Origin of the sequence: Rhodococcus sp. NyZ502 (assembly GCF_041464245.1) — a bacterium.
Lineage (GTDB): Bacteria > Actinomycetota > Actinomycetes > Mycobacteriales > Mycobacteriaceae > Rhodococcus_F > Rhodococcus_F qingshengii.
In genome coordinates this window covers 1-16087 of the sequence record NZ_CP167156.1, presented here as the reverse complement: position 1 = coordinate 16087, position 16087 = coordinate 1, and the positions used below count along the sequence as shown (strand labels likewise).

The window sequence follows — 16087 nt, the reverse complement described above, 5'->3', positions numbered from 1 at the left end:
GTTCACATACGTGTTCACCTGCGATTACATCGGCATGCAAACACGCGGCATTACACGCGGCGCCGCTTGCCGACCCACATGCCTGAACACATACGGCCCCACACGCGTGGCATACCGCGAGTTGTCCAGGACCCCTGCTAACTTTCCTTACAGACCACTCGTCAGAAACCAACGTCCATTGGGAGAACCACCATGTCTGTAGATGCCGTTCCAACGACACCCACTCATCAGCAACTGCCTGCCTGCTTCGGATTCTTCAACGGCAAAGGGGGAGTGGGCAAGACCTCACTCTGCGCGAACACCGGAGGCTTACTCGCTGCCGGCGGCTACCGGGTTCTCTTGCTTGACTTCGACCCCCAGGCCAACTTGTGCCGCGACCTAGGGTTTGTGAAGGAGGACGGCGTGCCCTTGTTCTCAGCCCTCTTGAGCGGGTCGGCACCGCCGATCATCCAGAACGTCGGTGGTCGCGAGAATCTCGACATCGTTCCAGGCGGCCCGGCAATGTTCGACCTTGCCGCAGTCATGGTGTCCAGGCAGCAACGCCAGGGAGGCAAACGACTAGGACAGCTTCTACTGGCCATGTTGCTGCAAGTGGCCGCAGACTACGACGTCATTATCTTCGATACCCCTCCGACGGATCTCACGATCATCGAAGCAGTGATGGAAGTAGTCCACGCTGTGGTCATTCCAATCCGCGCAGATGATGCCAGCCTCGACGGCATGGAAACGATCGCCGGCCAGTTCTCGGCAGCACGAGACGGAGATCCGGAACGAAACCTTCCTGCCGTGAACCCCCAGCTCCAACTCGGCGGGATCTGCCTCTTCGGCGTCAGCTCACGCGCAACCAAACTTGACGCAACGATTCGGGAAGCAGTCGAGGAGATGATCGGCGATTCGGCCCCGACTTTCGAATCTCGGATCCGCACGATGGAAACCACCGCCTTCGACGCGCGACGCCAAGGACTTCTGGTGCATGAGCTCGAGGAACGATCGGCCGGGGAAACCGCATCACGGATCGCAGCGCTGAGGAAAGGCACGAAACCAAAGGATCTGATGCTCTCGCGAAACGCCTCTGGCCTGGCCGAGGACTACTCGAACCTCACCCGCGAGATCCTCGTACGGATGTCGACCATCACCGCTGAGAGGGCTTCGGCATGAGTGAAAATAGGGTCCGCAACCGCAAGAGCATTGCCAAGTCTTTCGCCCCGAAGCCCAACCGAGCAGAGGGACTCGCTGGTCTCTTGCCCCCGGCCGGCGGGCTGCAGCCTCGCCGCACTACGAGCCCACAGACACCGGACACGGCTCAACCCCAGATCGACTCCACAGCTCCTCACCCGCCGACTCCCAAACGAGTCACCGACGCCCCTCAACCCGCCGTCTCGGCGCCTGAATCTCCAGTGCGGGTGCAGCCGATGGAACCCGAAGCTGTCACCGTTCCAGTCGCACCACCCCACGCGCCTCCTGTTGTCGTCGAGTCTCCACCCGCAGTCACCGAAGCGCCCCCAGCCCAGATTCTGGAAGAAGGAAATCCGCCGGCTGCAGATACCTCGAAGGTGACTGTCACGGCCTACCTGGATCGCACCACTCGCGACGCCTTGGTGAATCGTGCAGCCGAACGGCGATGCGATCACGCCGATGTTGCCATCGAGGCATTCGACGCAGTAGGCATCGAGCGACTGCGAGCCCTCTTTCAACCCGTCGCGGGCAGATCGTCCTCAGGGATTCCAGTCCATCAAGAGCCGTTCACGGTCAAAGGACCCGTCGAGACCTGGTTCCGCTTCACCACCGCTCAACGTGACTGGCTTGACGAGCAAGTGAAGGTCGTCGGTTCCAAATCGCGCAGCCGATTGCTCGCGGGCGTCTTGTCGTTGCACCTGCGGTCGCCCGCACGATAGTGGGGGACGACCTTCGAGGAGCAAAAAGTAAGCCTCGGAGGTCGTCTCTGCTTCCAGGCCCACATGAACGGCAGTCGAAGGTGGCATCGAATCGCCTGCCTTCGTAGCCTAAAAACAGATCGTAGATCCGGGCGAGCGCAAACGGCCGATTCGTGTCTTTGAAGCCGCTCCCCACCCCACTCCCCACCCCGCTCCCCACCTACGTGGGGAGCGGTTTTTGCCGCCTGAACTGCTGTTTCTTTCCACTCCCCCCACTCCCCACCAACTTCGCAGATAGGTCACACGTAGTAGTGGGAAAGTGCATGCCTCGCTAACCTGACTCCGCTTCGACTCGGCCCGTCCAGGTCTCGCGACATGATGCGCACGAAGATTTGTTGACCCCATCTGTCACACGGCGCGGGGCACGCGGATCTTCCTCTAATCAGAGGCATTCATTGCGAGGGTTGAGGGGATTTCAGACATGAGCAGCGCCGGGCACGACACGCTGACACAACCAGCATCACCGTTTCTGAATCAGAATCGATTTACGCTCATCCCATGGGACGACCAAGTAAAGGCGCGCGCCGGTGCCTCTCCGTGCGCGCACCCCTCAACCAGGCCAAGGTCTACGAACGTCGGGCAGACGAACTCGGGATCGATCTCGGGGACTACTGGGTGCTCGTCATGGCGCGCGCCTCGAACCTCGACATTCCTGATTACATCCTCAAGAAGTTGGATCCGGAGCGACTCCGCATCCACGACGCCCGCTATGCAGTTGATCGAACCCAGGCTGCTCGCGAAGCGACCGACGGCGAACTTTCGGTTCCAGCATGAGTTGGCCCTAGACAGCGAAAAACCCCCACTGCTTTGCCGGCCGGAGGGGGTTCTTCGATTCGATTTCAGTCCCGGGAAGCGACTTGCGAGGTCACTTTCCGAACTTCACTTACTCAAGTCCAGAGGACTTATGGCCATTCTAACCAAATTCCGAGCACACTCGCCATCCTTGGCGACGAGTGTCGCTGAGGCAATCGCATGACGGCGGCTGCATCGAGCGGCGCAGCGACGGGTCCTATGTCGTCGTTCGACCGCGTACGCATCGCGGTCGAGTCCAGTGGTGGGGTCCAACACCGAGGCCCTCACGAGTTGATGGCCTTATGCCCTGTCCACGCGGACCGACATGCGTCCTTGTCAGTGAGCTGGGTCAACGGTCACCGCGGCGGCATGGTGCTTTTGCATTGCCACGGCTGCAACGCCTCTGCTTTGGAAATTGCCGAAGGCCTTGGCCTGACCATGGTCGAGCTGTTCGACGAACCTCTTCCCGAGCGCGATGCACTCACTCGGGTCGGCCGTTCGGCTCAACAACGGAGTGCGGGTCGACGACGTCCTAAAGGCGGGCGGTTGCCGGCTCGAATCGCCGTAGCTGCACCAGACCCCAAGATTGAGCACAGTTGGGTTCGAGTCAGGGTCTACCCATACGTGTCGGCGGACGGCACCGTCGTCCAAGAAGTCATCCGCGAGGAATGCAGTTCCTGTGACGGCGCACGTCACAAGCAGTTCCGGCAGTTGTTTGTCAGTGCCAACGGCACCCGTCTCAAGCGCAAGCCCGACGGTTTTGATTCTGTCCTTTATCAGCTTCCCGCCCTCTTGTCCGCCCTGTCTGAGCGGTCACCGGTCTGGTTGCTCGAAGGCGAGAAGGACGTCGAGACCGCTGAGATATTGGGGTTGGTCGCGACCACCAATGCGCAGGGTGGGCTGAGCTTTCCAGTTACCTCCGCTGAGCTCTTCGAGGGTGCAGAGGTCCGCGTCGTCCTCGATAGAGATGGCGCTGGATGGAAGCGCGGCATAGAACTTGCGTCATTGCTAGGTGGAGTTGGCGCACAGGTTCAGTTGTTGCTCCCTGCGATAGTCACCCCGAAGTCTGATTTCACCGACCACGTCGAGGCTGGGCTGTGGTCGGACGAGGACGAATGGGGTGGGTTTACTCCGGTCCGTCCTGGAGAAGTCGCAGCACATAGCTTCGCTGCTGACGTGGTCGAAAAGCAGGCCCTTGTCGAGGTCGCGCTCGCTGAGGCTGTAGCGCGTATCGATCTAGCTGACACGCAGGTCGAGTCCGATGAAGAGTTGGTGCGCGCTCAGCGCTGGGCTTTGGAGGCTGAGCGCCGTTTTGAGCATCTGAGCGAGCTCGTGGACAAAGTCGTTCAGCAGGCAGCCGAGGAGGGGACCGAGTGGGCTGGCGAAGCCGTCGAGTCCGCGACGATTGCTTGGAATGCGTCTCGGGTGGCGGCGCGAGCTGCTCATGAGGTCGCCGGCGTCGCGATCCCTCCGCTGCTGCAGGATCCGGAGCTCGAACCCGCGCCAGTCACTGAAGCTAACGCGGACGAGGCCACCGCGGCGAACGGTCCGTCTGCGACATCGGTCGTGGTTCGCAATGGCATCCGCGGAACCAATTTCATCGCCCCTGTCTATCGAATCATCGAAGGGAACCTCGTCGAGATCGTCACCAGGAAAGACGGCGATCAGCAGGCAAAGTTGGTGCTGGATATCGATGCTCGCATCGTCGAGATGGAATATCTCGAAGTCACCGACGATGGGGTGGACGTCGACGAGCCTGATTTGATGGGCCGCGAAGCGATGGCCGGTCAGAGTGAAATTAACCCTGCCTCGCCGCAAGAGCTGACTGCGGTGATCATCGGATACACGCATCCGGACAGCCGTGAGTTTCTGCGGGTCCGGATCCCGGCAAAGGAGTATCGGGACTGCGCGTGGGTGGAAACACTGCCAGGCCCTCCTGCTTACGACAGCCGTCCAAGCGGCGTTGCAAAGCTTCGTGATGCACTCAAAGGAGCTGGCGGACGCGAGATTCGACGCGTTGTACGGTATCGATCCACCGGATGGCGACGGGACGCGCAAGGAAAATATTTCTTCGTACACGCCGGCGGTGCTATCGACGAGAACGGCGGACGGGTAGCACCTGTGCTGTTGACCGGCCCATTGAGAATGTTCGACTTACCTGCGCCCAGTTCGGATCCTGCGCGGATCCGGGCCGCGTTTCTTTGCGACTCGGCATCGATGCTCGAACGCACGCCTACCCGGGTCTCGGCAGCACTACTCGGGCATGTATTCAGGTCCGCGCTAGGCCCAAACCCGTGGGTGATGGCACTTGTCGGGTCTCCAGGGAGCTACAAAACCTCGCTTGCCTCGTTGGCGATGCATCACTGGGGCGAGAAATGGGACCGTCGACGTCCTGCTTCATCGATGTCAGGTAACGGTGACACGTTGAATGCACTGCGCATCAAATTGAATGCTTCTAAAGATGCCCTTTATTGGGCCGATGACGTCGCTCCCACGCGTGACTTCGCCACCGCCCAGAAAGCTCTCGAAGAGTTCGCTCGTCTGGTTCACAATGGTGAAGAGCGGTCACGGAGCACCCGGGACGGTCTCGGAATCCTTGACGGGACACCACCCCGCGCTTCTGCCCTGATTACGTCGGAGATCATGCCGAGGCCAGGGTCAGCAGCTCAAAGAATGCTCGTCATCCCTCTCCAGGCGTCAGAGATCGATCTGAATGTTCTGAAAGAATTGGATGGCCCTGAATCCCGCCACGGACGTGCCCTGGTAATGGCCACTTATTTGCAGTGGCTGTGCCCCCGCTTGGATGAAGTTCGTTCCGCCGCTTTTGCAGCAGGCGAACAGTACGCCAATCAGCTGAGAAAGGGCGGCGAAAGCGTACGTCAAGCCGACGCTTTGGGCTCATTGTGGGCCGGCTGGCATGCCATGTCACGCTTCCTTGTCGAATTGGGCGCGTTGACGGAAAACGAAGTCGCACATATGGGAGACCTCGTAGCTGTCGGTCTAACCGATGCCGCGTCCGCGGCGGTCGATCCTGACCTCCCGATGCGACCGGGCGCCCGGGTACGTGAGCTTTTGATACACGCATTGAGGAATGGGCAAGCATACGTCGACGACGTCGAAACTGGTGAGGCGCCAAGTGACTGGTCGTTGGCCAAGCGACTTGGCTGGCGGCGCAGCGTTGTCGGGGAAACATCTGATGGCACCGCTCGGTGGAGAGAGGAGGGTCGAGGAATCCGTCTGGGTTATGTCGTCGCCAACCCACGGCCCTGCGATGGGGAACCGCAGATTCTCATTGATTTGCTGGCCCTTGAGCAGGTCCTCAAATCCGCCGGGCAGATGTTGACCGATTCCTTGCAAATTGATCGGGGCACTGCACTGCGCGCACTATACGACGAAGGTGTGCTGATCGCGGAAGAGCGGAAGGGCCGGATGCCCCGCTACACCGTGCAGCGAATGATCAAGTGCGAGAACCGTCGTCAACGAATGGTCGCACTACGCCTGCACAAGTTGTTCGGCGAATGTTCGGACGATTTTGAGGTGAGAACGGGATCTGACGATCCCCACGGTCCGGTACCGGATAGCAAGCCTGCCGACCTTCCTACAGACATCGATGGACGGGACCTTCACGATTCGCCAGATGAAGCGCGAGCGAATTCGTCCATTACCGGGTTCGCAGTATCTTCGCCAATCCCGTCCAACGAAAAAAAGGGTCTAACCAGCTCTGTCACTGACAAGGAGCCTGAAATGGCGATTGAAACCGATGCAGAGGGATTCTCCGCAGACGGGTTCCAGATCTCACCTACATCTACCTGCGCTCTCTGCCATGGCGACGAAGCTGGCTGGGAGATCGACGGACTCGTGATGCACCTCCCGTGCTGGTGGCAGAGCACCGCTGCTTCTCGGGCGATTGCAGCTGGCACAGCCGAAAATCAGGAAGAAATCGAACCTGCTCCCGAACCTTCACCGCTGGTAGCGCTGGCACCGAAGGGCCCTGAGACTCGCCCGAAGGTAGTGAAGACGGCCGGCAAGGAGAAGGCGGCCGCGTTCACTGCGCCGGCTGCAGTACTCGATGTCGACGGTGTATGGCTGCCGGACGGCACTCGCCACGAGCTGGCTACTCCGATCGCGCATGTCGGAGATGTCGCCGAGTTGGTCACGACGCTGAATCTCGGGACGTGGACGTCTGACACGTGGTCTGTGCCTGGTCAGATCTGGATCACCGATGCGATGGCGCAGAAAGTTGGTATTGACACCAGTTCGTTGGGGAAACGCAACAGGAATGATCGACTCAAGGAGCTGTCGGCTGAATCTGCATTTGTGACCGATGCGCTGGCTCAGGGATGGCAGCTTGGCGGGCAGCCGGGGGACCGGCTAGGGACGTGGACTCGTGTGTGGCGAGGCGAGGCACGTGGCGTGTGGGTAGCTCTGATTTCCGGGATGAGTCAGGATCCGAAAGAGATGCCTGTACTTGGTGACTCTCCTACCGCAGCCACGTTGGCAAGGCGGCTTGCGTTGTTGGCCGGGGCGCTCCGATTCCCGTGGGCTGTGAGTCCTGCATCGACCGGGATCGACTTGATGATCGCCGCGCGCCCCAAGGAATGGAAGCGGATCTTCGCGCCGTCCGACTCGGATTTTGCGAAGAAGTTCCAGATCTTTGAAGCCGATATCGATTGGTCGCGAACCCTTTCCGATTCAGAGGCGAAATGCCGCTACGTTCATGCCTTCGATCGCGGCGGTTCCTATGCTGCCGGTATTGCTGGTCTCGAATTGCCGATCGGGGAGCCAGAGCATCACCCGGATGGGATGGTGTTCGATCGCAAGCTTCCGGGATACTGGCTGATCGAAATCCCCGACGCAGCGGACTGGCGTTACCCGAATCCCTTGAATCCGATGGGGCTGTCTGTCTCCGAACCGAAGTGGGTGACCACTCCGACTCTCGAACGCGCTGCCCAACTCGGTTACGAGCCGGAGATCTTGGAAGCATTCGTCTGGCGAGATCACGGGCGCGTTCTGGTGCCGTGGTACGAACGCATTCGCGATGCGCGAACCGCCTTGGATATCGAGGGTGACACCGATGCACTGTTGGCGCGTGAGCAGAACAAAGTGATTTACACGCACACCATTGGCATGCTCAATTCCGACATGCATTTGGCCGGGCGACCCGGTTACTCGCCCGAGCGGCACCACCATATTGTCGCTAAATCTCGCGCGAACATCATGTATAGGATCGCGAAGATCGGCGAGGACAGCGGAGTGTGGCCTGTAGCGGTCACCAAGGACACCGTCCTGTACGTCTCCGACGAGCGCGATCCACAATTGGCGTGGCCTGGAGATCAGAAGCAGTTCGGGCGGGGGTTCGGGAACTACAAGCCGGAAGGATCGGCGCTGTTGTCCGACCACCTGCAGTATTTGGACGGCAAAGGTTATCGGGGGAAGTCGGAGCTGATTGCTCCGAACGAGTGGGCAGCTAGTGCGGAGGGGAGTGATTCCTGATGGCACGCAACCCACTCAGTAGGGCGTCGTATTCGCGCATCGCAGACAGTCTTTCCGACTTCGGGTCTGTCGTGGCCGGCCGAATCAATATCTCGCGAGCAGCCAAAGAGCTTCGTGTCACTCAGACTGCCATCCGGGAAGTCTTGCGGGGGGAACGAGGAAAACTTCAGGGGGAGTTCTTCGGGAAGTTGACCGGCCGGCAAGGGGCCGACATTTCCGGACAGCCAAATGCGTCGAACCTGAAGGCTCAGCTGCTGGCCGCTTACGGACCGGGAAAGCGCAGCGAAATCAACACCGCTGCAGCGGCACGTGATTTGGGTGTCTCCAAACGAACAGTCGAGCGTTGGCTGGCTCCCGAGGGCCGACAGCGAATTGCGAAGCCACGCACCGAAACCTTGAATGCATTGGCCCGCAAAGCGAAACAGTCCGCGTCCACTCGAACCTCACGTAAAGAAGCGATGTCGAGCGTACGCAGCAGCGCACGAGGAAAAGCACTGTCGAACTTCGGCGGGAAGATCAAGATCGACGCGGTACAGGGGCCCGGCACCCGGGAGTATGCGCGGGACCGAATGATCACCTTGGCCCTGACACCCGACCAGGTTGAATCCATGTGGAGCGCCTACGAAAATGGGGGCGACAAGGGAATGATCAATTGGATGAACAGCCGAGCCCAAGACTATGTCGGCGGCTGGGAGTTCTACCAAATCAATAGCTTCGACGTGGAACGGTAAGCGGCGATGACTTCTCGGCGAGGGCCGCGGTGGACACGCAAGCGACTCGAAATGATGCTCCGGACCTGTTATGGCGAGACCGAGCGCGGGGGAGTGGACGTCGCGGTCGTCGCCGAGGCTTGCGGGGTTTCAACGCGCACCGTGCGACGGTGGCTTTCTGGCACCAACCGCCAGCTTGCGGCGATCCCTTCTCCTCGGTTGGCGCAGTTGCGTCTGCCGGCGCCGGATTCGGAGCTGCGCAGCCAGCAACAAGCCGATTACGCCCGCGACGCCATAACTTCGATCGCATTACCAAAAGGTCGAGGAGTTCTGCCAGCGTGGCGTGATCGTGGATGGCTCGATTCGCACGTGGTTGCGATCGTGGACCTCGCGGGCAAGCCGTGGAGGCAGGTTGTCATTAGTAACGGTTCAGCGCGGTCGATGAAGGAGTTCCGCCGTAGAGGCTCGATCGTTGACCTCACGACGCTGCCTACTCGTTTCCATGGTGTCGTGCTGGCCCACGAGGTCATACAGGAAGTGGAGCCATGGCGTGTTCACCCCCGACCTCAAATCCTGGCTCAGGGCCGAACGCAGGTCTGGTCCGATGACGCGCCGGCTGTCGACCTCTCGGTGTTAGCTGTGGCGAGAGAACTGAAATGAACGGCAGATAAGGACATGAACATGAATCCCACCAACAGTGCAATCGAAGCTCGCGTCAGCGCTGTGCTGTCCGAGTTCTTGATCGATGACCAGGCAGGGGCGTCGCCGGCCGGCGCGACTGATGTGTCGTGGCCGGCGGAGAGCCTTCCGTCGTGATCGAATCCGTAGGCCCACAGCCTTGGCAACGCGTCAAAGATCCACAACCCCTGCCGACGGCGTCGAAGCCGGCGCTCCTGGCGGGGCACTTGCGCGACCTCGATGACGAAGCGCTCGGCCGGTTGATCCGCGATCACCTCGTACCGCTCGACTCCGAACGCGGATATCGGGTGCGGTGGAACAGTTTCTGGGCGACCTTGGGTTTCGACCCAGTTCTACGAAACCGTGCCACCTCTATCATCAATGGGTTTCTCGACCTGGCCGAGTCTGCGCTCGCAGCAGATGATCAGGATGCCAACCAGTCCAAACGGACCGGGAAATTCTTCGACCGATGCGAAGGTGCGTTGGACCGCATTCTCAACCGCGCCGACGAACCACTGGCTTGGGCCGGCGCCGCTGCGGCATCGTTCAATCCGGCCGCAAGGATCGTGATCGACAAGCTGATCTCAGCCATCGATCAGCACCGCCGCGATGGTGACAATGAAACCCTCTGGGCGACACTAGATCACATCAAAACTGGGGATCTAGGAACGTCCGCACCGCGGCTCCGTCGCTCTCAATATCGAGAGTGACGGAGCCCCATCAGTCTGAAGAAACTCGATCCCTCGACCACTTTCGCTAAATTGCTGGTGAAATCACTCAGGATTCCGTTTTGCGTCGTACGCAGCGATTGCTCGTCGCACTCCCGCAGAGAAGTTTCCGCGGAGCATGCCAACCACTTTGTCAGTGCCATCATCAGGTGGCGACGAATTGATCGTGCTCGCCACCATCCGCGCAACCAGGGTTCCTTCGTTTGCCAACAGCCGACGCAGCAGATTTGCGCGGTCTATGTCGCCATCGACTGGCTTTTCACGGGCTATCTGACGCGCTATCACTGCGCGCACCCACGGGTCCGTGTCCCGCGACATCGCAACAAGGACGTCAAATCTGTTCGCAGATTTCTTTCCTGACACTACTTCGACTGCCGCTGCACGCTGGTATACGTTGCCGCGCATAAGGTCCCACAGTTCCTCATCCGAGATCGCGTCAGGTCGAACAGCCGCCAATGCAGCTGCCGCGGAACCTCGCACGTCCTCATCACTGAAACTAGGCCCCTCTGAGGGAAGGGCGACCATCAAGTCATGGAGCGGACCTGCAATAACATCGACCACCTCTGGAGGAATCTTTTTCCCCAGAATTGCGATCCTCGCTAGCACTCCCTGGCGGTCAGAGACGAAAGGCAGTTCCGTCGTCAATAGGTCGGAGATCGAATCCCACGAAGCGAGCTGGGGATACCAGACATTCAGTGTGACCAGATCGGATGCAAAGTCCTTCACTCCCATGGCGAACGAGCCGCTTTTGAGGTCGGAGATCCGCTGGGTGGTCGCGGAGGACAGCTTCTCAATAACGCCCTTCGCTATGTCGTCATCTAGGTCTCGTACATCTCCAAAAGCACTGAGAGCGGACAAGTTCCCTTCTTCAATTCGCTTCTGAATCGTTTCCCGATGGGCGGAATCGTGCTTGGCGAGGATTCGATCGAACGCTTCTTTGAGTGCCGGGCCGTCCTTGCTGCGCACGGCAACCGCCGTTCTGTCGTCGCTGGTCCATTCACTTATTGGCACGTTCTCCACGACGCGTGCCCAATCGTACGAGGAGCCGATATCCCCTTGCTGTGGAGATTCTTTGATGTGTTCGATCACCTCACGCAGGACCGGCGCTGAAATCACGGAAACAAGATTCGACAAAACTTTCAGCAGTGCATGCTCCAGTGAGAAGGTCGGCTGCAGCCGAGTTGCCAAGTCGCCAGTATCATTCAACCTCGCCAGTATCCAGCGTGCATGCGTGTCTGCCCAGTCTGTTTCAAGGACATCGGAGGCAGACGAAATCGTTTGCAGGTCAGCGTGTAGCGAAGTTCGAGTCCCGAGTTCAAGTCGCACTACGCCCGCTGCAGCGCGGACCGCGGTTGCGGGCCCCACCCTTAGTAAATGCCGCACAGTGTCCTCGATCAGCTTGTGTTCACCTGCGTGCCTCAGCGCAGCCAGCGATTTAGCGATCTCCTCAGCTGAGCTGTCGTTCATGAGCGTGTACTGGGCCAAGAGTGTGTGCGATCTTCGCCAGGATGAATGATCCGCAGCGATCCCGGCAAGCAGCGTCGCCGACCGGAGCCTCAAGCTGGTCGGATCCAGTTCTGGGCCCTCGGAATTACCCACCCATACTTGGAACTGGTCGGTGAACTGAATCTCCAGGCCGTCCGCTACCTCCTGCCGACTCCACCACGACGCGAGGGTGTCACGGCCCTTGATCACTTCCTCAACACCGATAACTTCCTTGCTGTCCGTCGACCATGGGTTGAGTCTGAAGATGAGATCAGTGCCCGATCCTGTGATTGCCATAGCGGTTGGGTCATCTACCGCTACATTTCGAATTTTTTGGACGTCGACGGCACAGAGACGTGCATTTGCGAGATCGCCGAGCTCGGCTAGACAACGGCCTCTGTGCAGGAGGAGCCACGCCCGATCGACGTCGCTGTAATCGCTATGGGTCAGAGCGCCGTCTACGACGTCCAATCCGCCTTGTGGGTTTCCGTCTTCGACGGAAAGAGCACAGGCGAACACTGCGGCTGCAGCCCGTTCCGATGGCGCCTTGGCGTCCTTGACCAGTTTTTCGAGCGCGTCAATGTTGGCGTCACCGCCCAGAATGTCGTGCGCTGCAGCATAAAATCGCCACCCCCACGTGGTCGAGCTTCGGCATTCCGCGAGGTCCGGTGCCGGATCCTTAGTACTTTTGGCCAGCGCGTCAACCGCCGTGCGCGGTGTCAGGTGCCTCAGCCGCATTTTGATCAACAATGCGATGGCTTCGTGGGGTTCCAGTTTCGTCACTGGCGAGTTCGGGTGGGGGGCCACCAGGCGCGGCGTCAACATCGCATAGCGGTAACGATCAGTCGACAACACATCTGCACTACCCCACGCAGTCCCTTCCCATTGTGAGTGGATTCGGCCTTTGGTCGCGATTTCCAGGAGGTCTCCTATGTGGTGTTTGTCGACAGTTGAATCAACGCGGACCAGAATCTTGGCACCTTTGCCGGTACTTTTAACTGAATCCTGTGTCACATGAACCCAATACGATTTTTCGGTGGACTCCTCATGCAGGAACAGGATGAACGGCACAGAGTATTCGAGCCAATACTTCAAATGCTCACTGTTGGGATCACGGAACCACCATCCAACAAGTTTTCCGTCCGCATCGAATTCCGGATAATCGAACCACGTGTCCCCGTTCTTCACCTGACCAGCGATGAGTGCACCAGAATCAATGCCTGTTGCCGTCCGCGGCTGCAGAAAGACATCTGTACCGACTTCGCCGGCAGGGTTGGGGGCTACGTGCCAATTCAATTTCGTGAACTGGTAGCCGATGGCTAATTCCCCAATGTTTCCGGTTTGGACGGTACTACTGGCTTTTATCATTGTTTCGCCTCATCTGCCGCGTTCCCTGATGGTTCCTGTCTATAGACAATCACAACCTGCGTGTATGTCCCCGGCACCGGGTGCGGCGGGGACATACACGCAGGTGAATGCATGTTTTTGTCGGATATCGAGGGTAGGTTTGGAGGTGTCCAATTGCTGACGGGCGGACTGACTACCTGCCCCACTGTTAGGTCGGAGATTCGAAGTGACGTTGACGATTTCGCACACTGCCGCGGATGGAACGCTAATTGACGGGACCTCTCGCGGTGATGGTTCCGGAGATGTATTGGCGGCGCACGGGTGGAGGTGGTTTCGCAGTATCGGTTTCTGGGGGATCCGGAGCAGTAGGGATCGGGCTCCGAAGGTTCGCCTGATTGAGTTGACTGCAGAGGCGTTGCGCGCGAGTGGTTTCGATGTCGAGATTGATATCGACTCGACAGCGCGGCCGACGGCCGAGGTCGAGGCCGATCGCATTGATCGTCAAACTGCTCGGGTGGAAGCGCTCGCGCTGAAGGCGGGGCGCCGGTCAGAACAGGCGGAGTCGGCTTGGGAGGCAGAGCAGCGCGCGGCTGCCCAGCTTCCTCCTGGGGGTGAGCCGATCAAGGTCGGGCACCATTCGGAGGGGCGGCATCGGCGAGCGCTCAAGAAAGTCCATCAGCGCCTGGGACAGGCTGTGGCAGCCGAGGGGAATGCGGAGGAAGCACGTAGGCGCGCGGAGGCGACAGCGGTGACCACAGCGGCTCGCTACAGCCCGGTGACCGTGAAGAATCGGATCGACAAAATGCACGCAGAGCAGCGCGCGGACCAACGCGAGCTCGACGGTCACGAGCGGACGCTCTTCGTGGTGCGTGGCGTGAAGCTGATCGAGAAATTTCCTCCGGCCGAGGGCACCTACCGTCAGGCGTTGATTACCCGTATCGCCGAGCGGGCCGACCAGATCACCTATTGGGAAGGAATCCGCGCCCAGCAGATCGCGTCAGGTCAGGCCAACAATTTCGGGCCGGACACGATCGCGAAAGGAGATCTGGTCAGGTGCTCGGGTGTCTGGTATTCGGTGGATCGGGTCAATAAGAAATCTGTCACTGTTCCGGCGAGGATTGGCGGCGATTGGACGGACACTATTCCGTATCACAAACTTGCTGGACACAGGCAGGCGAAGGAAGCCGAAACAGCTTCGGCCAGTTCATCTTCCATCAAGGAGGTTCGGTCGTGAACAGTCTCCGGGACGAGATTCACAGCGGAGAGTTTCGGCAGTCGCGCCACTATCCGGTTGCACGTTCCGTGGAACGTGTTGCTGCCCAAACATTTATGCGACTCCACCCCGAGACCGAGTGGCCACCGGTTAACGGCCACTTCGCGGACGTGTACCGCCTCGCCAGCTGGCGTCTGCTCACACCGCTCGAGACTGTCGCCGCTCTCGATTACGAAACTCTGACGGCGAGCTCGTGGGACGCTCTGCCGGACGATCAGCGCGAAGCCTGGTTCGAGCATGTGCGCGGCACCAATTCTCGTCTGTCACGCACCCGGATCGGCAGATTCACAGCCGAGGTGATCACTGCCCCTTAGCAGCTAAGACTACGGGAGGCCGGCGCTTTGCGTCGCCTCCTGTGTCTATGTCCCCGGCACCGGGTGTGCCGGGGACATAGACACAGGTCAAAGTGCCTTTTTGTCGTAGGCGTGGGGTAGCTTTCAAGTGTTCGTCAGTCCAATCCATCGGGTGAATCTGACCAGTTCGCCCACCGACCCAAAGGGGTTCCGTAATGCCAGCTTTCCGAATGACCAGCCCGTCCGATGTTGTCGCCGGTGCCGTGGCTATGGGTGGCCATCTTCCCGAGGACGAGTTGGTCATCATCACCCTCGATGTGCACCCGTGCAGGGTCGCCATGCTCCCCCTCCTCAATCTGCTCCCTGGCGTGTCGGAGGGAATTCTGAGTTCCTTGCGTGTGACACCAGCTCTGGAAGAGTGCCAATCGATGCTTGTGGTTGTCTTTGGCACGCTCGAACGGGGCAATGACGTAGCCGAAGCGCTCGAAACATTTCGGCCCGATTCAGTTCCGCCTGTGTTCGTTTTCACCGATGGTCTGGTACGTCAATGGACGGGCGCGGGATCACTTGCCGCACAGTCGGGTACACCTGTCGATCTTGCAGCACACCCACTGATCACCGAAGCGTTGTTCGAGGGCACAACGATTCTCAAGACCCGCAGCGAGATCCGAGCAGGGTTTACCGCCGCGCAGCACGGCCCGGAACGCGCTGCCGCGGCCTCACGGGCCTTCGGCGCCAAGCGCATCGTTCTACGCGCCATGGAGCCACAGCGAGCGGCCGATCGGGTATTCGATCTGGCACTTTCGCACTACCTGGACGGCACGTCACAGCACGGCATTACCGTTACCGATGAGCACGCAGCCGTTATTGCTGCTGCCATGCATGACGTGACGGTGCGCGATCTGTTGTTCGCACACATCGACGAAAACAATGCCGATGCAGCCGCCGAGGTAATGCGGCAGGTCGGCGCACTTTTACCCGAGGATTTGGCCGGTCCGCTCATGGTGTTCGCCGGAGTCTTCAACTGGGTCAATCGCCGCTCTGCGCTGGCACGTGAAGCACTGACGAGTGGCCGCCGACTCGACCCGTCCCACAGCTTCGGGAAAATGTTCGAGCAGGTTCTCGACAACGGTCTGCACCCCGCGATCTGGGAACAATTGCGGACTGCGGCAGTTCTGGCACATCAAACCCAGGCGCAGTAGATAACGAATCGGTGGCGCAATGCATTTCGTGACTGCGCCACCGATTTTCTTGCCCTGCGCCAATGGAGCCGAGCGACGATTCTCGTTTCGCCGCGATTTTCTAAATTGCGTTTTAGCGCAACGAAATACCCGCAACCCCGGCCGCGCAGCGG

The 16087-nt window shown here is 59.7% G+C and carries 12 protein-coding genes; 11 read left to right on the top strand and 1 reads right to left on the bottom strand.

Annotated elements, in window-relative coordinates; genetic code table 11:
- The first annotated feature begins 192 nt into the window (after positions 1 to 192).
- The 8 genes from ACBG85_RS29055 (at position 193) to ACBG85_RS29020 (ending at position 10317) form a co-directional block, all read left to right on the top strand.
- On the top strand, positions 193 to 1158 hold the full coding sequence (locus tag ACBG85_RS29055; protein WP_003942441.1) for a ParA family protein: 966 nt from the start codon (positions 193 to 195) through the stop codon (positions 1156 to 1158).
- Positions 1155 to 1895 carry a hypothetical protein gene (locus tag ACBG85_RS29050; RefSeq protein WP_037130214.1) on the top strand — a complete coding sequence of 247 codons (741 nt, stop codon included), beginning with the start codon at positions 1155 to 1157 and terminating at the stop codon, positions 1893 to 1895. Before ACBG85_RS29055 ends, ACBG85_RS29050 begins: the two co-directional genes overlap by 4 nt.
- Positions 1896 to 2432: 537 nt before the next feature.
- Complete coding sequence (locus ACBG85_RS29045; protein ID WP_037130212.1) at positions 2433 to 2708, top strand: hypothetical protein; 276 nt, start codon at positions 2433 to 2435, stop codon at positions 2706 to 2708.
- 198 nt (positions 2709 to 2906) lie between these two features.
- The gene (locus ACBG85_RS29040) at positions 2907 to 8219 is read left to right on the top strand and encodes a telomere-binding protein (RefSeq protein WP_182262183.1); all 5313 of its coding nucleotides are present in this window, start codon (positions 2907 to 2909) and stop codon (positions 8217 to 8219) included.
- Positions 8219 to 8950: a hypothetical protein gene (locus ACBG85_RS29035; protein WP_003942446.1), complete on the top strand. Its 732-nt coding sequence runs from the start codon at positions 8219 to 8221 to the stop codon at positions 8948 to 8950. The genes ACBG85_RS29040 and ACBG85_RS29035 overlap by 1 nt, the downstream gene beginning before the upstream one ends.
- Before the next feature lie 6 nt (positions 8951 to 8956).
- Entirely contained in the window at positions 8957 to 9589 is a 633-nt protein-coding gene (locus tag ACBG85_RS29030; protein WP_037130206.1) for a helix-turn-helix domain-containing protein, read from the top strand.
- A gap of 21 nt (positions 9590 to 9610) precedes the next feature.
- Complete coding sequence (locus ACBG85_RS29025; RefSeq protein ID WP_256931494.1) at positions 9611 to 9745, top strand: hypothetical protein; 135 nt, start codon at positions 9611 to 9613, stop codon at positions 9743 to 9745.
- Positions 9742 to 10317, top strand: coding sequence for a hypothetical protein (locus tag ACBG85_RS29020; RefSeq protein WP_003942445.1), 576 nt, complete (start codon positions 9742 to 9744; stop codon positions 10315 to 10317). Before ACBG85_RS29025 ends, ACBG85_RS29020 begins: the two co-directional genes overlap by 4 nt.
- A 63-nt stretch (positions 10318 to 10380) precedes the next feature.
- On the opposite strand, the gene ACBG85_RS29015 is transcribed toward ACBG85_RS29020, so the two are convergent.
- Complete coding sequence (locus ACBG85_RS29015; RefSeq protein WP_182262184.1) at positions 10381 to 13188, bottom strand: DUF4365 domain-containing protein; 2808 nt, start codon at positions 13186 to 13188, stop codon at positions 10381 to 10383.
- Positions 13189 to 13393: 205 nt separating this feature from the next.
- Between ACBG85_RS29015 and ACBG85_RS29010 the strand changes: the two genes are divergently transcribed.
- The 3 genes from ACBG85_RS29010 (at position 13394) to ACBG85_RS29000 (ending at position 15935) form a co-directional block, all read left to right on the top strand.
- The gene (locus ACBG85_RS29010; RefSeq protein WP_182262185.1) at positions 13394 to 14401 is read left to right on the top strand and encodes a DUF3560 domain-containing protein; all 1008 of its coding nucleotides are present in this window, start codon (positions 13394 to 13396) and stop codon (positions 14399 to 14401) included.
- A complete protein-coding gene (locus ACBG85_RS29005; protein WP_003942448.1) occupies positions 14398 to 14754 on the top strand; it encodes a hypothetical protein in 357 nt (118 codons plus the stop codon). The genes ACBG85_RS29010 and ACBG85_RS29005 overlap by 4 nt, the downstream gene beginning before the upstream one ends.
- A gap of 194 nt (positions 14755 to 14948) precedes the next feature.
- A complete protein-coding gene (locus tag ACBG85_RS29000) occupies positions 14949 to 15935 on the top strand; it encodes a DUF4192 domain-containing protein (protein WP_037130195.1) in 987 nt (328 codons plus the stop codon).
- The last annotated feature ends 152 nt before the right edge of the window (positions 15936 to 16087 follow it).

Excerpts from the sequence above, each read along its gene's own strand:
- ACBG85_RS29000 (WP_037130195.1), top strand. The coding sequence starts at position 14,949 with ATGCCAGCTTTCCGAATGACCAGCCCGTCCGATGTTGTCGCCGGTGCC.
- ACBG85_RS29040 (WP_182262183.1), top strand. The coding sequence starts at position 2,907 with ATGACGGCGGCTGCATCGAGCGGCGCAGCGACGGGTCCTATGTCGTCG.
- ACBG85_RS29035 (WP_003942446.1), top strand. The coding sequence starts at position 8,219 with ATGGCACGCAACCCACTCAGTAGGGCGTCGTATTCGCGCATCGCAGAC.
- ACBG85_RS29030 (WP_037130206.1), top strand. The coding sequence starts at position 8,957 with ATGACTTCTCGGCGAGGGCCGCGGTGGACACGCAAGCGACTCGAAATG.
- ACBG85_RS29025 (WP_256931494.1), top strand. The coding sequence starts at position 9,611 with ATGAATCCCACCAACAGTGCAATCGAAGCTCGCGTCAGCGCTGTGCTG.
- ACBG85_RS29055 (WP_003942441.1), top strand. The coding sequence starts at position 193 with ATGTCTGTAGATGCCGTTCCAACGACACCCACTCATCAGCAACTGCCT.
- ACBG85_RS29045 (WP_037130212.1), top strand. The coding sequence starts at position 2,433 with ATGGGACGACCAAGTAAAGGCGCGCGCCGGTGCCTCTCCGTGCGCGCA.
- ACBG85_RS29050 (WP_037130214.1), top strand. The coding sequence starts at position 1,155 with ATGAGTGAAAATAGGGTCCGCAACCGCAAGAGCATTGCCAAGTCTTTC.
- ACBG85_RS29015 (WP_182262184.1), bottom strand. The coding sequence starts at position 13,188 with ATGATAAAAGCCAGTAGTACCGTCCAAACCGGAAACATTGGGGAATTA.